This window comes from Leisingera sp. ABM4_060 (assembly GCF_056158765.1).
Genome location: NZ_JBSWTX010000002.1, coordinates 172,249 through 192,724, shown reverse-complemented (window position 1 = coordinate 192,724; position 20,476 = coordinate 172,249). Strand labels below are relative to the sequence as shown.

Sequence of the window (20,476 nt, the reverse complement as noted above, 5' to 3'; positions counted from 1 at the left end):
CCAAGCCACACGGAGCCTCAGATGACATCCAATTCCAGCGTAAACCCCGTGCAGGGCGATCTGGCCTTCACCCGCGGCAGCGACCGCGGTGTGGTGGCCGAGGCAAGCTATGCCGGCGCGCTCAGCTTCATGCGCCGCCGCTACACACGCGACCTGAGCGCAGCGGATGTGGCGGTAATGGGCGTGCCCTTTGACCTGTCGGTCTCCAGCCGCTCCGGCACCCGCCTCGGCCCCCGCGCAGTGCGCTCCGGGTCCAGCCATATCGCCTGGTCAAAACCCTGGCCCTGGGAAGCGGATCCTTATGAAGCACTGCGCGTGGTCGATTACGGCGATTGCGAGTTCGACTATGGCTACCCAAATAAGGTACCGGAAGAGATCGCCCAGGCCGCCCGCAACGTGCTGGCCACAGATACCGCGCTCTTGTCCATCGGCGGTGACCACTTCATAACCTACCCTCTGCTGAAGGTGCATGTGGAAAAACACGGGCCATTGAGCCTGATCCAGTTCGACGCCCATTCCGACACCTGGGCTGACGAGGAAGGCCGCATCGACCACGGCACCATGCTGTGGCACGCCATCCGCGAAGGGCTGGTAGACCCCAGCCGCTCTGTCCAGGTCGGCATCCGCACCCACAACCCCGACCCGATGGGCATGAACATCATCGACGCCATCGAGGTGCATAAATCCGGCCCCGAAGCAGTAGCGGAAAAAGTCAGCTCCATCGTCGGCGATCACAAGACCTACGTGACCTTTGACATCGACGCGCTTGAGCCGGCCTCCGCTCCCGGCACCGGCACCCCCGTGATTGGCGGCCTGTCGCCCTACCAGGCCCAGGAGATCATTCGCGGCCTGGCGGGTATCGACGTGGTCGGCATGGACGTGGTCGAGGTCGCGCCCGCCTATGACATCTCGGAAATCACCGCAATCGCCGGCGCCACCATCGCCAACGACCTGCTCTGCCTCTACGCCGCCGGCAAGTCCGGTCAGCGCTGAGGCAATACCGAAAGGGAGGAAAACGTGCTCAAAAACAGCTTCATGACAGCAGCATTGCTGAGCGCCGCGCTGACGGCGCCGGCCTCTGCCGGAGACCTCGCCATCTACAATTGGGCGGACTACTTCGGTGAAACTTCAGTCTCCGGCTTCGAGGAGGCCACCGGCACACAGGTGACGCTCGACTACTTCGACAGCAACGAGGTGCTGGAAACCAAGATGCTGGCCGGCGGTTCCGGCTATGATGTGGTCTTCCCGGCCGCCTCCAACGCTGAACGCCAGCTGCAGGCCGGTGCCCTGCACCCGATCGACACGTCGCGGCTGCAAAATTACGGCAACCTGCGCCCCGAGATCCTAGCTTCACTCGACAAGGTGCCGGGCGGGCGCAAGTTGGGGGTGCCCTACACCTGGGGCACCATCGGCATTGCCTACAACCCTGCGCTGGTTGCGGAGCGGCTTGGAAACATCCCCGTCGACAGCTGGGACCTGCTGTTCAATCCGGATTTAGCAGTCAAACTCAAAGACTGCGGCATCGGCGTTCTGGACTCGCCGGTCGAGATGCTTTCGGTCGCTCTGAATTACCTCGGCGCTGACCCCTATTCCGAGGACAAGGGAGAGATCGCCAGGGCGCAGGACTTGCTGGCTGCGGCGGCTCAGAACATCGCCTACTTCAACAACCAGAAACCTTCCACTGACTTGCCCGCTGGCAATGTCTGCCTGGCGGTGATGTATTCCGGCGACGCGGGCATCGCCCAGGCCCGGGCAATCGACGCGGACAACGGGGTCGAGATCCTCTATGCGATCCCCAAGGAGGGCACGCTGATGTGGATCGACCTGATGGCGATCCCGGAAGACGCGCCAAATGTGGACGAAGCTTATGCCTTCATCGACTACATGCTGCAGCCTGAGGTGATCGCGGAGGTTTCCAACACTGTATTCTTTGCCAATGCAAATGCGGCGGCGGATGCCCATGTGCTGCCGGAGGTGCTGGCTGATCCCGGCATATATCCGGATGAAGCCACCCTCGCCCGCCTTTTCCCGGATAAGAGTTTGGGCGCCAAGGCCCTGCGCCAGCGCACCCGCGCCTGGACCAAGGTGAAGTCCGGGATCTGAGACTAAAGGGGCCGTGCCGCGGCCCCTTCTGCCGCCACCGTGCACGTGGCGCCTGCCAGCGAAAAATGCGCCGGGAACATCGCGGCCAGAAAGCGGAAGATGATCCGCACCGCCTCTTGCCGGTCAAAACGGTCCGGATGCAGCAGATAGTCGGTCCACATGCCTTCCAGCATGGCCAGCGTGCCATGGGTGGCGTCCCGTGCGAGGCCCGCCGCGTCCTCGCAGCCTGCTTCCTTCACGATCCGCACAAAGGCGTTGTGAACCATGTTGCGAAGCCGCCCGTCGCGGGTGTCCGAATATTCGGCAATCACCGTCCTGTTGCGGGCCTCGCCGCGGAAGGCATACCAGATGCTGACATTGCGCCGGTTCAGCACCCGCTCGCTAAGGTCGCCGCGCACGATCATTTCGACCCGCTCCTGCGGGCTGTCGCCCGCAGTTTGCAGCAGTGCGTCGATACCGTCGTAATACTCTTCCGAAGAATAGCGCGCGGCGGCATGCACCAGGTTGTCCTTGCCGCCGAAATGCAGGTGGATCATGCCGCGCGACAGGCCCGCCCGTTGGATGATCTCGCTGACCGAAGTTTCCGAGATCCCCTTCTCCGCCACCGAGTCCAGCACCGCCTCGATCAGGGCAAGGCGGTTCTGCTCGCGGTTCTGTTCCCTTTTGCCGGGCATCCGGCCTCCGATCCGTCCATCGCTTCTGCGGTTGGGCAATGCGGATACGCGCTTTGCCCGGCTGCATCAAGCAGCCCTGTTCCTGCAGTCTAGGCACATAAAGGAAATTTCTCCAAGTAAAATGGACGCTTGTACATTTTTTTGAGAATCCTGTTGACAGAAGCCCCTGCCAGCCGTCAGATTTTGATGGACGATTGTCCATTTTTTTAATGGGCCACCCCGCCCGCAGACCATTCGCAAGCAAGGGACTGACATGGCCGGACTACTTAGAACCGAGGCTGGCAAAGGCCTGGCGCTCAGCGCCCCGGCGTCGCTTTACGTCGGACTTTTGGTGGCTGCGCCTTTGGGCATCCTGGTGGCCTACAGCTTCTGGACCCAGACCTATGTCGAGATCGACAAGACGCCGACCTGGGCCAACTACCTGGAGGCCGCCACCGATCCGCTGGTGCGCCACCTGATGCTGCGCTCCATCCTGATTGCCGGCGCGGTGACTGCCGCAACGGTGGCGCTGGCCTATCCGATTGCCTATTTCATCGCCTTCCGCACCCATAAGAAAACCCTGTGGCTGCTGCTGATCACCATCCCGTTCTGGTCCAGCTATCTGCTGCGGGTGTTCAGCTGGAAACTGATCCTCGGCTTCAACGGGGTGATGAACTCGGCGCTTATTTCGCTGGGGCTGATCGACGAGCCGCTGACCTTCCTGCTTTACAATGAGTTCGCGGTGGTGCTGACCCTGGCGCATGCCTGGGCACCCTTTGCAATCCTGCCGATCTATGTCTCGCTGCAGAAGATCGACCGCTCGCTGCTGGAAGCCGCCACCGATCTCGGCTGCTCGAAACTTGAACGCTTCCTCCGCGTCACCCTGCCCCTGACCGTGCCCGGCATCATTGCCGCCAGCCTGATCATCTTCATCCCCACCGTCGGTGACTACGTGACTCCCTCGCTGGTTGGCGGCTCGCAGGGCAAGATGGTCGCCAACCTGATCCAGGTGCAGTTCGGCCCCGCCAACAACTGGCCGCTGGGCGCTACCCTGTCGCTGGTCGCTATGGCCTCGGTCGGTTTTGTCGCCATCCTGTTTGTCATCCTGGCCACCGCATTGGGGAGGAGGATCCGTTGAGCACTCCAATGAGCGAACCTCTGAACAAACCGCTGAGCACTGCTGTCAGCAAGCCGCGGCGCAAACACTTCCGGTTTCCCTGGCTGCTGGCCTATGCCATCGGCTACCTGATCTTCCTGTATCTCCCGGTGCTGCTGCTGCCGTTGTTTTCCTTCAACGACGGCACCATCGTGGCCTTCCCAATGAAGGGCTTCACGCTGAAATGGTACGCCCAGCTCGGCGAGCAGGACACGCTCTTGCAGGCGATGGCCAACTCGCTGATCGTCGGCGCCGTCACCGCATTGGTGGCCACGTCCTTGGGGCTCTTTGCCGCCCGGGCTTATGTCCGCTACCGCTTCAAGGGGCGCGAGATTTCGGAAGGGCTGGTGATGCTGCCGCTGGTCATTCCCGGCATTATCGTCGCCTCCTCGATGCTGGTGCTGTTTATCTCGCTGGGGCTTCGCCCGTCTCTGACCACGGTCATCCTGGGCCATGTCTTTGTTGCACTGCCCTTTGCGGTTTCGATCATGAAATCCGCCTTTGACGACTTCGACCAGTCGCTGGAGGAAGCCGCCTTCGACCTCGGCGAAACTGTCATCGGCACCTTCCGCCGGGTGACCCTGCCGATCGTGGCGCCGGGCATTGTCGCCAGCCTGCTGGTCACCTTCACCGTGTCCTTCGACGAATTTGTGCTGGCCTTCTTCCTGTCCGGCAACCAGCCCACCCTGCCGGTCTATATCTGGAGCCAGATTCGCTTCCCGGCCAAGCTGCCGAACACTCTGGCACTCGGGTCGCTCTTGCTGCTTGCCTCGGTGCTCCTGCTGCTGACCGCCGAATACTTCCGCCGCCGCTCCACCAAGCCCGCCGGCAAATCCACCTGAAAGAGGACTATCAGATGACCGATCAGAACATCATCGAAATCTCCGGGGTGGAAAAGCGCTTTGGCACCTTCACCGCGGTGCGCGACCTGAACCTGGACCTGAAAGAGGGCGAGTTCTTCTCCCTCCTCGGCCCCTCTGGCTGCGGCAAGACCACCGCGCTCAGGATGATCGCGGGCTTCCAGGATCATGACGCGGGCACCATCCGCATCGCAGGCCAGGACATGGCCGAAATCCCCGCCAACAAGCGGCCCGCCAATATGGTGTTCCAGTCCTACGCGATCTTTCCGCATTTGAATGTCGGCGACAATGTAGCCTTTGGCCTGCGCAAGCTGGGCCTCAGCAAAGCCGAGATGAAAGACCGCGTCGCCGAGGCGCTGGAGATGGTCGAACTCGGCGGCCTGCAGGCGCGTAAGGCGGATGAGCTGTCCGGCGGCCAGCGCCAGCGCGTAGCCTTGGCGCGCGCCCTGGTGATGCGCCCCAAGGTGCTGCTGCTGGACGAACCGCTGTCGGCGCTCGACAAGAACCTGCGCGAGGCGATGCAGCTGGAAATGCGCCGCCTTCAGCAGAAACTGGGGATCACCTTTGTGATGGTCACCCACAACCAGTATGAGGCGATGACCATGTCCGACCGCATCGGCGTGATGTTTGCCGGCAAGCTGGAGCAGGTCGACCGCCCCGAGGTTCTCTATGCCCGGCCCTGCAACCGCCGGGTGGCGTCCTTTATCGGCGGCATGAATTTCCTGGACGCGCGCGTCACCGGCGACAACGGCGCAACGGTGGACGTGAACCTGCAGGGCTTCGGCCCGCTCACCATCGATGTGAACCCCAACGCCCCGGCCCGCAGCCCTGACCTGCTGGCGGGCATCCGGCCGGAACAGCTGGAGATCGGCGCCACCCGCCCCGAAGGCTATGACGCCTGCCTGCAAGGCACCGTCAGCGACATCGCCTTCTACGGTGAAAGCGTCCACTACTACGTCCGCGCGGAAGGGGTGGAGCAGCCGATTTCCGCTGCTGTCCCAAATTACTTCCATACGGTTGATCACAAACGCGGCGATCCGGTCTGGCTGGGGGTTCAGAACGCCTCTGTCATCGACCTGGGCGCGCGCGACGCCTGAGCAAACAGGCAAAAGGAAAAATAGGGAGGAAGACAATGCAACACTTCAAGACGGCCCTGGCCGCGGCCACCGCCTTAACCGCCACGGCCACCATCGCATCCGCTGATGCCGCCAGCCTGTCAGTCTTTGACTGGTCCGGCTACGAGGATCAGGGGTTTTACGGCGATTACGTCGCAAAATACGGCGGCGCCCCCAGCTATACCTATTTCGGTAGCCAGGAAGAGGCCTTCACCAAGCTGCAATCCGGCTTTGCCGCCGACCTTGCGCATCCCTGCACCGACGGCTTGCGCAAGTGGGTGGCGGCGGGGCTCTTGAAACCCATCGATACCTCCAAGATCAGCAACTGGGACAAGCTCCTGCCGCAGATCAAGGACGTGGACGGCGTCACCATCGACGGCAACACCTATATGGTGCCGTTTGAATGGGGCAACACCGGGCTGATCTACCGCACCGACCAGATTGCCGATGATAAGATCTCGCTTCAGCTGCTGGCAGATCCGGGTTACCAGGGCAAGATCGCCATCCCCGATGCCGCTTCCTCGGCCTATGCGATGGCGGCGCTCGCCACCGGCGCCTCCAGCTATACGGATATGTCGGATGCGGAGTTCCAGAAGGCCTCGGACTTCCTGCGCTCGATCCATCAGAACGTACGGTTTTATTGGTCCGACGCGGGCCAGCTGGACCAGGCGCTGGCTTCGGGCGAGGTCACCATGGGCTGGGGCTGGAACCAGTCCGAGCTGAACCTGATCTGGAACGAAACACCTGCCAAGATGATGCGGGACGTGGACAAGGGCATCGCCACCTGGGTCTGCGGCTATGTGCATCTGAATTCCTCAACTCAAAGCGACGAGCAGGTCTATGACATGCTCAACGCCCTCAGCGCCGAGGCCAGCGGCAAATACATCATCGAAAGCTGGGGCTACGCCCATGCCAACGCCGCCGCCTTTGCCGCCGCCGACCAGGATCTGGTCAAGACCTATGGCTTTGCCGACGTGAACAGCTTCTTCGAAGGCAGCCTGTTCTTCGACGCGGTCAAACCCGAACTCGAAGGCCGGATGCTGAAAGAATTCGAGCGCATCAAGGCCGGATTCTGATCCCCCCCGGCGGCAGGCCGCAGCGCCTGCCGCCGCCGTGACAATCTCTGACTTATAAGGATGTGCCAGCATGCCAGGCGCAAATGGGTATTCCGTTTTGTTCGAGCCGGTGAAAATCGGCCCCGTCACCGCCCGCAACCGCTTCTTTCAGGTGCCCCATTGCACCGGCCTTGGCCATGTCCGCCCGCAGGCCGAGGCCGCGGTGCGTGCGATGAAGGCTGAGGGCGGATGGTCGGTGGTCTCGACACAAGAGACCGAAATCCACCCGACCTCCGACCTGGGGCCTTATGCCGAGCACCGGCTGTGGGATAAACACGATATCCCGGCGCTGCAGCTGATGACCGAGCAGGTCCATGCCAAGGGATCGCTGGCGGCGATCCAGCTGGCCCACAACGGCCACCATGCCACCAACCATCTGACCCGCGCCCCGGCGCTGGGGGTCAGCGACCGCCCCATTGATGCGGTCTTCCCCAAACAGGCCCGCGCCATGGACAAGCAGGACATCCGCAACCTGCGCCGCTGGCACCGGGATGCCGCTTTGCGCGCGAAGGAGGCCGGGTTCGACATCGTCTATGTCTACGCGGGCCACCAGATGACCCTGGCGCATCACTTCCTGCTGCCCCAGTACAACACCCGTTCCGACGAATACGGCGGCAGCTTGGAAAACCGCGTCCGCCTGACCCGGGAATTGCTGGAAGACACCCGCGAAGTGCTGGACGGCCACTGCGCCGTCGCCTTCCGCTTTGCCGTCGACCAGATGATGGGCGCAGACGGCATGCAAGCCAGCGAAGAGGGCCGCGCCGTGGTCGAGATGCTGGCCGATCTGCCAGACCTCTGGGACGTGAACGTGGCCGACTGGAGCAACGACAGCCAGACCACCCGTTTCCAGCCCGAAGACGGCTATCAGATCCCCTATACGGATTTCGTGAAGCAGGTGACCAGCAAGCCGGTGGTCGGCGTTGGCCGCTTCACCTCGCCCGACCTGATGGCCTCGCTGGTCTCCAAAGGCGTGCTGGACCTGATTGGCGCCGCCCGCCCCTCGATCGCCGATCCCTTCCTGCCGAAGAAGATCGAGGAAGGCCGCATCGAGGAAATCCGCGAATGCATCGGCTGCAATATCTGCGTGTCAGCTGACAATCTCGGTGTTTCCATCCGCTGCACCCAAAACCCCACAATGGGCGAGGAATGGCGGCGCAAATGGCACCCCGAGTTGATTGCCCCGAAACAGCAGGAAGACGCGGCCCTGGTGGTCGGCTCCGGTCCCGCAGGCCTGGAATGCGCCATGCAGCTCGCCAGGCGCGGCTATCAGGTGACCCTGGCCGAAGCTGCCGAAGAGTTCGGCGGCCGGGTCCTGAACGAAAGCCGCCTCAAAGGCCTCTCGGCCTGGAAACGGGTCGCCGACAACCGCCTGTGGGACCTGCAGCAGCGCGCCAATGTGCAGATGTTCACCGGCAGCCGCCTCAGCGCCGCCGAGGTGGTGGAGCTGGGCATCCCCAATGTCTTCCTCGCCACTGGCAGCACTTGGCACCGCGACGGGCGAGGCCGGACCTCTCCCCTGCCGCTAAACATCCAGGACATTCCCGTCTTCACCCCGGACGATATCATGGCAGGCGAGCTGCTGCCGGACAGCGGCCCGGTGCTTCTCTATGACGATGACCAGGGTTACATCGGCGGAGTGCTGGCCGGCCAGCTGGCCGCTGCGGGCCGCCAGGTGATCCTTGCAACCCCCGGCGCCATTGCCTCCGCCTTTACCGAGCTCACTCTGGAACAGCACCGGGTGCAGGCCGAGCTGCTGCAGGCCGGCGTCGAAATCATCCCGCTGCACAGCCTGCAGTCAGCAGATGGCAAGGGAGCGGACCTGGCCTGCGTCTATACGGACCGCACCCGCCGCGTGGACTGCGCCAGCCTGCTGATAGTCACATCCCGCCAGCGCAACACCGCGCTCTATGATGACCTGCAAGCAAACCACGCAGGCAGTTTCACTACGCTGGAGCTGATCGGCGATGCTGCCGCCCCCGGCCTGATTGCCGATGCGGTCTTCGCGGGCCACCTGGCGGCCCGCAACTTCGAACGCGACCCGGCGGCGGCCGATGCCGAATGGTTCCGCCGCGAATTGATCTCTCTCCAAGACATGGGAGGCACCTGAATGCCCCAATATGACCTGCTTGCGATGCGCGAGCTGATGAAAAACTACCGCGAAGGCTTTGCCCTGGACCGCCATTTCTATACCTCCCAAGCGGTCTATGACCACGACATCAAGATGTTCTGGAACCGCAACTGGATCTGGGCCGGCCATGTCAGCCAGATCCCCGGGCCCGGCGACTACTTCCTGTTCGACTACGGCCCGGAATCGGTGATCGTGGTGCGCGGCCGCGAATGCGAAGTGCGCGCCCATATGAACGTCTGCCGCCACCGCGGCTCCCGCGTCTGCCTGGAAAAACAGGGCACCGCCCGGGTGTTCTCCTGCCCCTACCACGCCTGGACATTCGGGCTGGACGGAAAATTGCGCGGCGGCCGCGCCATGGGGCCGGATTTCGACCCGTCGGAATACGGGCTGTTCCCGGTGCAGGTGCAAATCTTCCAAGGCCTGATCTTTATCTGCGCCGACGACAACCCGCCGCCGCTGAAAGATGGCTTTGCCAAGCTGGCACCGCTGTCGGCCCCATTGCAACTGGAGAACCTGAAACTCGCGCATGAGGCCTCCTACCCGGTGCCGGCCAACTGGAAGCTGGCATTGGAGAACTACCTGGAGTGCTACCACTGCGCGCCGTCGCATCAGGAATACTCCCGCAGCCACTCGCTGAAGGACCCGGCGGATGTGGAGAAATACGCAGGTGATTTGCGCGCGCGTTCCGCCGCCATCGGCCTGCCGACGGAAGAATTCGACCAGACCGGCCCCAACGCCCCGGCGCCGGGCGCCGACCTTTACTGGCGCCGCTACCCGCTGTTCCCCGGCTACCAGACCGGCAGCCGCGACGGTGAACCGCTGGCGCCGCCCCTGGGAGACCTCTCCGGTCTCGACGGCGGCGCCACCGATCTGTCGGTCGGCCCGCTCAACTATTTCCTGATCTATGCCGACCACCTGGTGGGCTACCGCTTTGTGCCCCGCGGCCTGCAGGAGACCGACATCCAGATCGCCTGGTATGTACGCGGCGACGCCGAAGAAGGGCGCGACTATGACAAAGAGGCGCTCACCTGGCTGTGGCATGTGACCTCGCTCGATGACGAGCGGATCATCCGGCACAATCAGGAAGGGGTGAACTCGCACCGTTTCATGCCCGGCCCCCTGTCGGAAATGGAATGGGGCCTCTCCGGCTTCTACAAGAGCTACTTCAGCATGATCTGACGGCTGGTCCCGACATCCTGAAAGACAGCTAAAAACACCCGGCCAGGATCCCCTGGCCGGGTGCTGAGTGGTCAGGCCTATGTCAAAGCCTGACGGGGAGATTCCGGCTGCGGGCCATCCTATTGCGGCCCGCTGTTGTGCTCATCTCACTTCCGGCCGGCTACAATCCGGTCAAGGATCAGCGCGCAGAACAGGATTGCAAGCCCAGCCAGGATCCCCTGCCCCGCCGCCGCATATTGCAGCGCCTCCAGCACGTCCTCGCCCAGCCCCTTGGCACCGATCAGCGAGGCCACAACCACCATTGCCAGCGACAGCAGGATGGTCTGGTTGACGCCGGCCATGATCGTCTTATGCGCCAGCGGCAGGTCGACCCGCCACAAGAGGTATCGCGGCGTGGCACCAAAGGCGAGCGCCGCTTCGCGCACGGTTTCCGGCACCTGCTGCAGGCCCAGCACGGTAAAGCGGATCACCGGCGGGCTGCCAAAGATCATCGTGGCCACCACGCCGGCCGGCTTGCCCGAGCCGATGAAGGCGACCACCGGGATCAGATAGACAAACGACGGCATCGACTGCATGAAGTCCAGCACCGGCCTTACCACCGCAAACACCTTGGGCCGGCGGGCACAGTAGATGCCCAGCGGAATGCCGAGAGTGATCGAGATCAGTGCCGCCGCACCCAGCAGCGCGATGGTCGTCATCGCCTTTTCCCAGAAATCCAGCAGCCCCAGATAGGCCAGCGCCGCCCCGGTGAAGATCGCCACTCGCGCACCTGCCGACAGATAGGCCAGCATCACGATCACCAGTGCCACCACCGGCCAGGGGGTATCGACCAGTACCACCTCGATCCAATCGAGCAGCGTGCGCATCCCCGCCGTCAGCCCGTCAAAGAAGCCCCGGCCTGAAGTCTTGGTCCAGTCAAACGCCGCCTGCACCCCGTCACCCACATTCAGCCGCCAGTCCCGGTTGGTCGGAAAGGCGTTCAGAATCGAGAACGCATCCGGCATCGCAAACTTCACCGCCGACAGCACCACAACCGCCGCTGCCAGCACCGCTGAGACCGCCAGCCGCGGCAGCGACCAGCCGCTGGCCACGCTGCGGTCCGAGCGCCAGCGGGCGAACTGCCCCTCCAGCGTCCAGTTCGCCAGTGACGCGGCCAGGAACTTCACCGCCAGCAGCAGGGCAATGCCCACGGCCAGATAGACAACACCGCTGGCATTGGCGGCCGCGGCGGCCTCCTGCGCACCGGCCAGCGCGCCCTCCAGCGCATTCGCCGCACGTTTCAGCGAATCCAGCGAGGCCGCACCCGAGGCCTCTGCCGCCGCGATCTGCTGATGCCGCAGCTCCAGCGTCTGGGCGATCTGCTCGGCTCGTATGCGGAAATCGCGGCCCAGGTCGCCGAACAGTCCTAGACCGATCTGGATGAAGGCCAATGTTTCCAGCACCAGAAAGCCCAGGAACCAGGACCACAACCCCCGCGCCCCGAACCAGACCGGCCCCAGAGCACCCGCTGCCCAGTTCAGGGTAAAGCGGTAGCCCGGCGCCTCCATCATGTAGCTGAAGACCTGCTGGTAATAGGCCTGCGACTGGCCGGTGAACTCGCCCACCAGCGCATTCAGCCGCCCGGCGGTCTCCGGTTTGATCTGTGATTGGTCGATGTGTTTCATCACCGCCTCCTTACGCCTGGCTGTCCTGAATGGCGCGGATCAGCCCCGCGCGGTTGATCACCCCGACAGTGCTGCCAGCCTCCGCCACCTTGACGATGCCGTGGCCGTCAACGGCAAGATCCATCAGGTCGCTCAGATCCATGTCGGGACGCGCCACCTTGGCATCGGCCGGCAGGGCGCCATGGGTGGCTTCGAATTCCGCCACCGGCTTCATTACTGAGTGGGCAAAGATCATGTTGAGCTTGGAGATCCCGGCCACAAAGTCCGCCACATAGTCATCCGCGGGGTTGAGGATGATCTCCTCCGGCGTGCCGATCTGCACGATGCGCCCGTCCTTCATGATGGCAATGCGGTGGCCGATGCGGATCGCCTCATCCAGGTCATGAGTGATGAACATAGTGGTCTTGCCCAGCTTGCGGGAGAGCTCCATGAACTGGTCCTGCAGTTGCTTGCGGATCAGCGGGTCCAGCGCCGAGAAGGGCTCGTCCATCAACAGGATTTCGGGGTCCGAGGCAATGGCCCTCGCCAGCCCCACCCGCTGCTGCATGCCGCCCGACAGCTCATGGGCGTATTTGTCCTCCCAGCCCGACAGCTCCACCAGATCCAGCACCCGGTCGGCCTCTTCCCAGCGGCGGGCCTTGCCGGTGCCGCGGATCTCCAGCGGCATCGCCACATTGTCGCGCACGGTGCGGTGCGGCATCAGGCCGAAGTTCTGAAACACCATGGCAACGCGGCGGTTGCGCAGGTCGCGCAGGCCGTCGTCCTTCAACCCCATCACGTCCTCGCCGTTGATGTGGATATGGCCGGCCGTCGGCTCCAGCAGCCGGTTCACATGGCGCACCAGCGTCGATTTACCCGAGCCCGACAGCCCCATCACGCAGAACAGCTCGCCCCGTTCGATCTGGAAACTGGCATCCGCCACCCCGACCACGCAGTTGAACCGCTCCAGCACGTCCGGCTTGCTCAGCCCATCCGCATGAATGGCCTTCAGCGCCTCAGCCGAGCGCGCCCCGAAAATCTTCCAGACGCCGCGTGCGTCAATTGCGATGTCACCCGCCATGGCCTCCCCCTGTCTTCAAAAGTCTTGCAAAGCCCCGCCGCCGCACGGGGCGGCAGGGCCAAAGGTCGCGATCAGTTGAGGCCAAGCCAGCCGTCAACGATCGCGCCGTTTGCCGCCAGCCAGTCAGCTACCGCCGTGTCGATCTCCTGGCCCTGGATCACAACAGCGTAGGTAAGCTTGGACAGCTCGCCCGCGTCCATGTCGATCTGGCTCAGGAAGGAGGCCGCAGCCGGGTTTCGCTGCTCCAGCGACTTGGAGTAAGCCACGGTCACCGTCTTCACCTGGTCGCCGGTTGTGATCGAAGAGTTGGCGTACCAGTCCGCGTCCTGATCCGGCTGGACGATCTTATAGGCGTCCGGATCATGCACCGGCTCTTCGATCATCGTCACGTCATAAAGCGCATGCACATAGTGCGGCTTGTAGCAGTAGAAGACGACGCCCTCTTTCTGGTCCACCGCATCCTTCAGCCGCGAATAGAACACGGTTTCGTCCTCGGTCGACGGCTCAAGGAAGGTCTCAATCCCGTAGTCGCGCACCTTCACCTTATGCACATTGGTCGAGGCCCAGCCCGAAGCGCCCACCCAGATCTCGCCCTTGCCGTCGCCATTGGTGTCATAGGCTTCCTGCGCTGCCGGGGTGGCAAGGTCGAAGACCGACTTCATGCCGTGTTCTTCGGCCATATAAGTGGGCGTGCAAAAGCCCGAGCGTCCCTCGTAGCTGCCCGAGGACAGCGCCACGGTGCCTTTCTGGCCGACATATTCGTCGGTGAATGACGACTGGTTCGGCAGCCAGACATCAGGATGCACGTCGATATCGCCGCGGCCGCCGTCCATCGCGGCAAAGATCACCGCATTGGCACCGGGGGCATAGCCCGCCTCGCCGCCCAGGCGGGTTTCGATCACCTGGCCGATGATCCGGCTCATGATTTTGGCGCCGGGCCAGCTGGGCTCGCCCACCATGACCTTCTCCTGCGCCATGGCACCTGTGGCACCGGTGCCCAAGGCGGCAATTGCAGTGGCAAAGGCAAGATGTTTCATCGTTTTCTCTCTCCTGTTGGTATGAGGTTGTGCGCGCTTCAGGCGCGGGCCCGCTTTCGCTGCGGGTCTATGAATGGAATGTCCGTAACCGTGGCGCCCAGGCGCTTCATCCGCCCGTCCAGCTGGCCGATCTCCAGCCGGGTGCCGTTTTCAGCGTGCTCGACGCCAATCCGGGCAATGGCGATGGCATGCTCCAGCGAAGGCGAGCGGGTGGCCGAGGTCACCACCCCCACCTGCCGTTCGCCGTCATAGACCGGGCTGCCATGCAGCGGCACGTCATTACAGCCCAAAAGCAGCCCCTTCAGCACCCGGCGCGGCTCGCGCGCATTGCGCTCCAGCGCCGCTTTGCCGGTGAAATCCGTTTTGGTCAGATCAACCGCAAAACCCAGCCCCGCCTCAAACGCATCTACGCCCGGTGCAAATTCCGCATTGGCGGCGGCCAGCCCGGCCTCGATCCGGATGGTCTCCAGTGCGGCAGAGCCCATCGGGGTGATCCCGAACTCTTCGCCCGCCTCCATCACCGCATCCCAGATCGCCAGCGCGTCGGCCTTGGAACAGAAGATCTCATAGCCCAGCTCGCCGGTGTAGCCGGAGCGCGACAGCATAAACGGCGCTCCCTCCCGGTCGTTCAGCCGCGCCACAGTGACGCCGAACCATTTCAGCTGATCCAGCTGCGGCACATGCGGCTGGGTAAAGGCGATTTTGCGCAGCAAGTCCCGCGACTTGGGGCCTTGGATCGCCAGGTTTGGCATCGCCCCGCGCATGTCGTGGATGCGCACCTGCAGCCCCATCTGCTGCGCCAGCGTCTCCAGCACCCTCCCGCTCTCCTCCGAGCCGCAGCACCAGCGGAACAGGTCGGGCGCCAGCCGGAACAGGGTGCCGTCATCAATCACCGAGCCACCCTCATCACACATCAGCGTGTACGACCCGCGCCAGACCGCCAGTTTCGCCACATTGCGGGTGGTGGCCCGCTGCAGCAGCACCTCGGCGTCGGGGCCGGCAATGTCGTATTTGCGCAAGCCACTCATATCCTGCACCGTCACCGCATTGCGGCAGGCCCAGTATTCACCGGTGGTGCCATGCGACGGGAAACTCACCGGCGCCCACAGGTCGCGCGCCGGGGCGAAATGCTGGGTCAGCGGCTCTAGCCGGTCGTGAAAGGCGGAGTTCTGGCTGATCGACATCGGAGCGTCTTCCTTTTCGCGGTAGGCAACAGCACGGCGCAGGGGTGTTTCGGGGCGATAGATGCGCACATGCACATCCGTCGGGTTCCAGCCGTTGATCGGGTCGATGTCGTCCGGGCAGGCGGTGGAGACGCAGACCAGGTCCTCCAGCGCCCGCATTGCCACGTAATCGCCGGGGCGCGAATGCGACTCCTCTGTCATGATGTGATGCGAATGCGGATCGACCCAGGTGTTCCAGAAAAAGTTGATCGCCGGCCAGGCCGACCGCCGCGCCACGCCGTAAGGCGCCAGCGCATGGGACATGTTGTCGGAGCAGTTCACATGGCCCGGAAAGCCGCGCTCCTCATAGCCGCGCGCAGTGCAAGCAAGGCCAAAGGTATCATGCCGCCCGCAGGTATCCTGGACCACGTTCAGCAAGGGGCGCATATCGCGGTCAAAGAATTTATCCAGCAAGCCCGGCCCCGGATAGGACCGCCGCACCATCGAGCGGGTGGCGGTGCTGTCGATCATCAGCTCCTCGCCCCGGTCCAGCCCCTCGGCGCGGAAGGCAGTGAAGTCGGAGCACTGCTGACCCTCCACGTCGATTATCTGGATGATCTCGCCCTGTTTCACCTCATAGGCAAACCCGGTGCCGCGGCTGACGGTGAACTCATCCCGCGTATCGCCCAAGAGCGGGGGCAGCAGTGGCGCCGCACGCTCGGCGGGCTGCCAGGTGATCCTGGTATTGGCCGGTGCGCTGCCTTGCACCAAGGCCGCGCTGCTGGCGGTATGAAACACCCAGACCGACACCGCGCTGCCCGCCTTCAGGATCAGCGGCACGCCGTTGGCTGCCAGGTTTGCCGCAGGAATATCCCCGGCGGCTCCGCCATTTGCAGCAATCCAGCCCAGCAGCTCCGCACTGTCGCAACCCGCCACCTTCAGCCGCGCATCCGCCTGCAGACCCAGCGCCGCCAGTGCCGGCCGACCGCTGACATCAAAACTTGCGATCTGCACGCCATCTGCCCCGTCCGCGATCTCCACCGACAGCAGGTCGCCCGGCTGCATCTCCTGGCGGGCACCGTCGCGCAGGGCGATCACCCGTGAGGTCCCCCGGGCTGTCTTGGTAAAGCCCGGGAAGGCCCGGCCGGGGCTGTCAAATCCGATGTTGTCTAGTCCGCGCAGGACTGTGTAACGGGTCATCTCTTTTGCCAATTCTGAAAATGTAACTGGTTACATAAGTTGATGAAACCGGTTACATGTGTCAAGACTTTCCTATCGCCCCGTCTGGAGCGGCCGGAAAGGCAAGGATGACATGAGCAGGACAGCAGGCCAGAAACGCGCGAATTTACGGGATGTTGCCAGCGCTGCGGGGGTGTCGGTGGCGACCGTCTCCCGGGTGATGAACGCACCGGACACGGTGGCGGAAAAGACCCGCAAGCGGGTCGAAGAGGCAATGACCAGCCTGCGCTGGGTGCCAAGCGCCGCGGCGCGCGCCATCAACACCGGCCGCACCCGGTTTGTCGGCGCCCTGGTGCCAACCCTGGACAACGCGATCTTTGCCCGCTTCCTGTCCAAGCTGGAGCACCAGCTGAACACCCACCGCCTGTCGCTGGTCGTCGCCACCACCGAAGGCGATCCCCGGATCGAGGCGGAAAAGGCCAAAACCCTGATCGACATCGGCGCCGAGGGGCTGGTGGTCTCCGGCATCACCCACGGCCAGGCGCTCTACGACCTGCTCGAACGCAGCCAGCGCCCGGCGATTGCCACCTCTTACTTTGATGCAGGCTATGCACTGCCGACCATTGGATATGACAATGCCGCCGCGGCCGCGCTGGCCTTGGCGCATCTAACCAGCCTCGGCCACCGCCGGATCGCCGTGGTGCATGGACCCTGTCTCAACAACGACCGCACCCAGGCCCGTCTCAGCGGGCTGACCGGATCAAACGCCGCCCTGCAATTGTTCGAAACTGACATCTCCCTGAGTGGCGGCTGCACTGCCGCCCGCGCCATCCTGCAGGCGCCGGAACACCCGACTGCCATTCTCTGCCTCTCGGATGTGCTGGCCTCAGGTGTGCTTGCTGAACTGCACCGCCGAGGCCTGTCCGTACCCTCGGACATCTCGGTCATGGGTCTCGACGATCTGCCCGGCTCTGCCCATATCTATCCGGCGCTGACCACCGTCCACCTGCCCGTCGCCCGCATGGGACTGGCCGCGGCGGATGCGATAGCCCAGTGGGTCGAAACGCAGACCGTGCCGCAGCCCACACTGCTGGAATCCTCGCTGGTTCTGCGGAAATCAACGGCGCCCCCGTCGTGACAGACGCGCCTGGGCCTCACTGCACCACTGCCTCATGCGCCAGATCCAAGTGCAGCTTGCTGCCGGAATAGGGGCTGGCGGCAATCGCTGCGTCGTCCAGCTCCACGCCCAGTCCCGGCTCACAGGACGGGATCACGTACCCTTCCTCCCAGGTGATCGAGGACTTGAGGCAGGACATGTAAGGCCCCTCAAACGTCCCGATCAACTCCAGGATCAGAAAATTCGGGCTGCAGGCGGAAATCTGGATGTTCGCCGCCGCCACAACCGGCCCGCAATAGAGATGCGGCGCGATCTGCGCCTGCCGTGTTTCGGCCATGCTGGCAATCTTCTTGGCTTCCAGCAAACCGCCGACCCGCCCCAGGTCCATCTGCAGGATCGAGGCCGCGCCGGCCTCCAGCACCCGGGCAAACTCATGCTTGGTGCAGAGCCGCTCGCCGGTCGAGATCGGCACCGAGGTAAACCGCGCCACCTCGGCCATATCGGCGGGGTTCTCCGGTGTTGTCGGCTCCTCAAACCACAAAGGCTCATAGGGTTCCAGCCGCCGCGCCATCCGCTTGGCGCCAGAGACAGTGAACTGCCCATGGGTGCCGAACAACAGGTCCGCTCGGGTGCCAACCGCCTCGCGGATGCGCTTCACAAACATTTCGCTGCGCTCCAGATCCTCCATCCGCGGCTGGTGCCCGTCATAGATCGTATAAGGGCCGGCGGGATCGAATTTCACCGCCGTGAAGCCTTCGTTCACCCGTTGCAAGGCCACCTCGGCGGCAATATCCGGATCATTGTAGACATTGGGCGTCTCGGGGTCCGGATACACATCCTCCTCCGGCGGGTACAGATAGGTATAGCTCCGCAGCCGCTCATGCACCTTGCCGCCCATCAGCTCATAAACCGGTTTGCCCGCCGCCTTGCCGATAATGTCCCAGCAGGCCATTTCCAGACCGCTGAGGACCCCCATCACCGTCACGTCGGGCCGCAGCGTATAGCCTGCGCCATAAGACTTGCGCCACAGCTTCTCAATATGATGCGGATCGCAGCCTTCGAACTGGCGGGCAAACATTTCCTCGGCCATGGCACAACACAGGTCCGGGCCGAAAGTGGCGTTGTATACCTCCCCTACCCCGGTGACGCCGCAGGCGGTGGTGAGGCGCACAAAGATAAAATACCGGCCGCCATGACGCGGCGGCGGGTTGCCGAACACAAAGGTTTCAATCCGGTCGAGTTTCATCTGACGTTCCCTGTCATTCCGCCGCCAAGGGCTTGTTTTCATTGTCTTCCAGCACCAGATCCGCCGCGCGGTGTGCCAGCATCATGGTGGGCGCGTTGGTGTTGCCCGAGGTCACATTGGGAAACGCCGAGGCATCAATCACCCGCAAACCACCCATGCCATGCACCCGCAGCCGCGCATCCAGTACCGAGTCCTGCGCGTCATTGCCCATCCGGCAGGTGCAGGTCGGGTGGAATACGGTGCCAGCCCGCGCGCGGAAGTTCTCCAGTAATGCCGCATCGTCCATGTCCAGGATATCCGGCGCCCGCCGCTCCCGCGTGACGGCCTTGATCGCCGGGGTCTGCGCCAGCGCTTGCAGCAGGCGGCTGGCCCGCACCGCCGTCGCCTTGTCCGCCTCAGACGACAGCGAGTTCGGCTCGATCAGCGGCGCCTGGGCAGGATCGGCAGACTGGATATTGATCTGCCCGCGGCTGGTCGGCCGGCTCGGCTGCACGCACAGCAGGAAACCATTATCCTTGTCGATCTGCGGTTTGCCGCTGGCCTGCGTCGAATAAGACGCCGGGTTGCAATAGACCTGAACATCCGGCAGCGCCGCGCCCTTGGTGCGGACAAAACCGCTGCATTGATTCACCGGCACGCTCAGCGGCCCCCTGCGGGTCAGCACATATTGCAGCCCCGCCTTCATCTGTCCGGCATAGCTGCCCAGCCGCGCGTTCAGGGTCGCGGTATTGGCCCAGAAGAAATGCGAGATCGCCAGATGGTCCTGCAGCCCCTGCCCGACCTGCGGCAAGTCATGCGCAACTTCGATCCCATGCCGCTGCAGCAGCGCCGCCGGCCCGATGCCGGACAGTTGCAGCAACTGCGGCGAGTTCACGGCGCCTGCGCTCAGGATCACCTCCCGCGCCGCCATCGCCTGCTGCGGCCGGCCCTTCACCCTATAGGCGACGCCGGTGGCGCGCTTGCCGGACGTCAGCACTTTCTCGACCAAGGCCCCGCTCACCACGGTCAAGTTGCCCCGCCTCAATGCAGGCCGCAAAAACGCATCCGCAGAGGACCAGCGCCGCCCGTCCTTCACGGTGCTGCGCACATACCCCATGCCCTCGCCTGGCAACGTATTGGCACCTGCATCCGCAGGCGCATTCATGTCCTGCAGGAACGGCCAGCCCATCTCCTGCGCTCCCGCCAGAAAGTTCTGCGCAAAGGGGTGCATCCGCTCGCTGAGGTCGGTAACCCGCACCGGCCCGCTGCCACGAACCCGGCGGCTGGAGCCCTGCCACTCATCATGGCTCTCCATCGCCTCATAGGTCTGCCGCACGGCCTCCCAGCCCCAGCCGGTGGCGCCCGCCGCCTCCCAATCGTCAAAATCATGCGGCAGCCCGCGCACATAGGCCATCGCGTTGATCGAGCTTGAGCCGCCCAGAACCTTGCCCCGCGGCCAATAGGCCTCGCGCCCGTTCAGCCCCGGATCCGGCGCCGCGGAATACCGCCAATTCACCGCCGGATCCGAGAAAGTGAACCCGTAACCCACCGGAATCCTGACCCAAAACCGCCGGTCGGTGCCGCCTGCCTCAATCAGCAGCACCTTGTGGCGGCCGTTTGCTGTCAGCTTGTCCGCCAGCACACAGCCCGCCGATCCGGCCCCGACAATAATGAAGTCAAATGTCTGCGCCATGCCCCAGCCGCTCCTTGCTATCCGCCAAC

16 protein-coding genes are annotated in these 20,476 nt (G+C 63.8%); 9 read left to right on the top strand and 7 right to left on the bottom strand.

The genetic code is table 11. From position 1 onward, the window contains the following. The first annotated feature begins 21 nt into the window (after positions 1-21). Together speB and ACXAEH_RS21410 are read left to right on the top strand one after the other, a co-directional pair. Positions 22-993 carry an agmatinase gene (gene speB / locus ACXAEH_RS21415; RefSeq protein ID WP_475035953.1) on the top strand — a complete coding sequence of 324 codons (972 nt, stop codon included), beginning with the start codon at positions 22-24 and terminating at the stop codon, positions 991-993. 42 nt (positions 994-1,035) lie between these two features. Then, positions 1,036-2,103, top strand: coding sequence for an extracellular solute-binding protein (locus ACXAEH_RS21410; RefSeq protein WP_475035951.1), 1,068 nt, complete (start codon positions 1,036-1,038; stop codon positions 2,101-2,103). Between the two features lie 2 nt (positions 2,104-2,105). Here the strand turns inward: ACXAEH_RS21410 and ACXAEH_RS21405 are convergent, their stop codons facing one another. Then, positions 2,106-2,777 carry a TetR family transcriptional regulator C-terminal domain-containing protein gene (locus ACXAEH_RS21405; RefSeq protein ID WP_475035949.1) on the bottom strand — a complete coding sequence of 224 codons (672 nt, stop codon included), beginning with the start codon at positions 2,775-2,777 and terminating at the stop codon, positions 2,106-2,108. 253 nt (positions 2,778-3,030) lie between these two features. Here ACXAEH_RS21405 and ACXAEH_RS21400 point away from each other — a divergent pair, with 253 nt between their 5' ends. The 6 genes from ACXAEH_RS21400 to ACXAEH_RS21375 all read left to right on the top strand — a co-directional run bounded on the left by ACXAEH_RS21400 (position 3,031) and on the right by ACXAEH_RS21375 (position 10,309). Then, positions 3,031-3,894 carry an ABC transporter permease gene (locus ACXAEH_RS21400; RefSeq protein WP_475035947.1) on the top strand — a complete coding sequence of 288 codons (864 nt, stop codon included), beginning with the start codon at positions 3,031-3,033 and terminating at the stop codon, positions 3,892-3,894. An 8-nt stretch (positions 3,895-3,902) separates the two neighbouring features. After that, on the top strand, positions 3,903-4,754 hold the full coding sequence (locus ACXAEH_RS21395) for an ABC transporter permease (RefSeq protein WP_475035945.1): 852 nt from the start codon (positions 3,903-3,905) through the stop codon (positions 4,752-4,754). Positions 4,755-4,768: 14 nt separating this feature from the next. After that, positions 4,769-5,869, top strand: coding sequence for an ABC transporter ATP-binding protein (locus ACXAEH_RS21390; RefSeq protein ID WP_475035943.1), 1,101 nt, complete (start codon positions 4,769-4,771; stop codon positions 5,867-5,869). 35 nt (positions 5,870-5,904) lie between these two features. Next, positions 5,905-6,963 (top strand): extracellular solute-binding protein, encoded by a 1,059-nt coding sequence (locus ACXAEH_RS21385; protein ID WP_475035941.1) that lies wholly within the window; start codon positions 5,905-5,907, stop codon positions 6,961-6,963. Between the two features lie 70 nt (positions 6,964-7,033). Then, positions 7,034-9,109: an oxidoreductase gene (locus ACXAEH_RS21380; RefSeq protein ID WP_475035940.1), complete on the top strand. Its 2,076-nt coding sequence runs from the start codon at positions 7,034-7,036 to the stop codon at positions 9,107-9,109. Beyond that, complete coding sequence (locus ACXAEH_RS21375) at positions 9,110-10,309, top strand: aromatic ring-hydroxylating oxygenase subunit alpha (RefSeq protein ID WP_475035939.1); 1,200 nt, start codon at positions 9,110-9,112, stop codon at positions 10,307-10,309. Positions 10,310-10,455: 146 nt separating this feature from the next. On the opposite strand, the gene ACXAEH_RS21370 is transcribed toward ACXAEH_RS21375, so the two are convergent. The 4 genes from ACXAEH_RS21370 to ACXAEH_RS21355 all read right to left on the bottom strand — a co-directional run bounded on the left by ACXAEH_RS21370 (position 10,456) and on the right by ACXAEH_RS21355 (position 16,433). After that, entirely contained in the window at positions 10,456-11,973 is a 1,518-nt protein-coding gene (locus ACXAEH_RS21370; RefSeq protein WP_475035937.1) for an ABC transporter permease, read from the bottom strand. 10 nt (positions 11,974-11,983) lie between these two features. Further along, the gene (locus ACXAEH_RS21365) at positions 11,984-13,033 is read right to left on the bottom strand and encodes a quaternary amine ABC transporter ATP-binding protein (protein WP_475035936.1); all 1,050 of its coding nucleotides are present in this window, start codon (positions 13,031-13,033) and stop codon (positions 11,984-11,986) included. Positions 13,034-13,104: 71 nt separating this feature from the next. Then, on the bottom strand, positions 13,105-14,070 hold the full coding sequence (locus ACXAEH_RS21360) for an ABC transporter substrate-binding protein (RefSeq protein ID WP_475035934.1): 966 nt from the start codon (positions 14,068-14,070) through the stop codon (positions 13,105-13,107). A gap of 38 nt (positions 14,071-14,108) precedes the next feature. Then, positions 14,109-16,433, bottom strand: coding sequence for a DUF1989 domain-containing protein (locus tag ACXAEH_RS21355; RefSeq protein ID WP_475035932.1), 2,325 nt, complete (start codon positions 16,431-16,433; stop codon positions 14,109-14,111). A 112-nt stretch (positions 16,434-16,545) separates the two neighbouring features. Here ACXAEH_RS21355 and ACXAEH_RS21350 point away from each other — a divergent pair, with 112 nt between their 5' ends. Continuing rightward, positions 16,546-17,550: a LacI family DNA-binding transcriptional regulator gene (locus ACXAEH_RS21350; protein ID WP_475035930.1), complete on the top strand. Its 1,005-nt coding sequence runs from the start codon at positions 16,546-16,548 to the stop codon at positions 17,548-17,550. 16 nt (positions 17,551-17,566) lie between these two features. Here the strand turns inward: ACXAEH_RS21350 and ACXAEH_RS21345 are convergent, their stop codons facing one another. Both ACXAEH_RS21345 and ACXAEH_RS21340 read right to left on the bottom strand, forming a co-directional pair. Continuing rightward, positions 17,567-18,775, bottom strand: a complete 1,209-nt coding sequence (locus ACXAEH_RS21345) for a mandelate racemase/muconate lactonizing enzyme family protein (protein ID WP_475035928.1) — start codon at positions 18,773-18,775, stop codon at positions 17,567-17,569. Positions 18,776-18,788: 13 nt separating this feature from the next. Next, the gene (locus tag ACXAEH_RS21340) at positions 18,789-20,447 is read right to left on the bottom strand and encodes a GMC family oxidoreductase (protein ID WP_475035926.1); all 1,659 of its coding nucleotides are present in this window, start codon (positions 20,445-20,447) and stop codon (positions 18,789-18,791) included. Positions 20,448-20,476 lie beyond the last annotated feature (29 nt).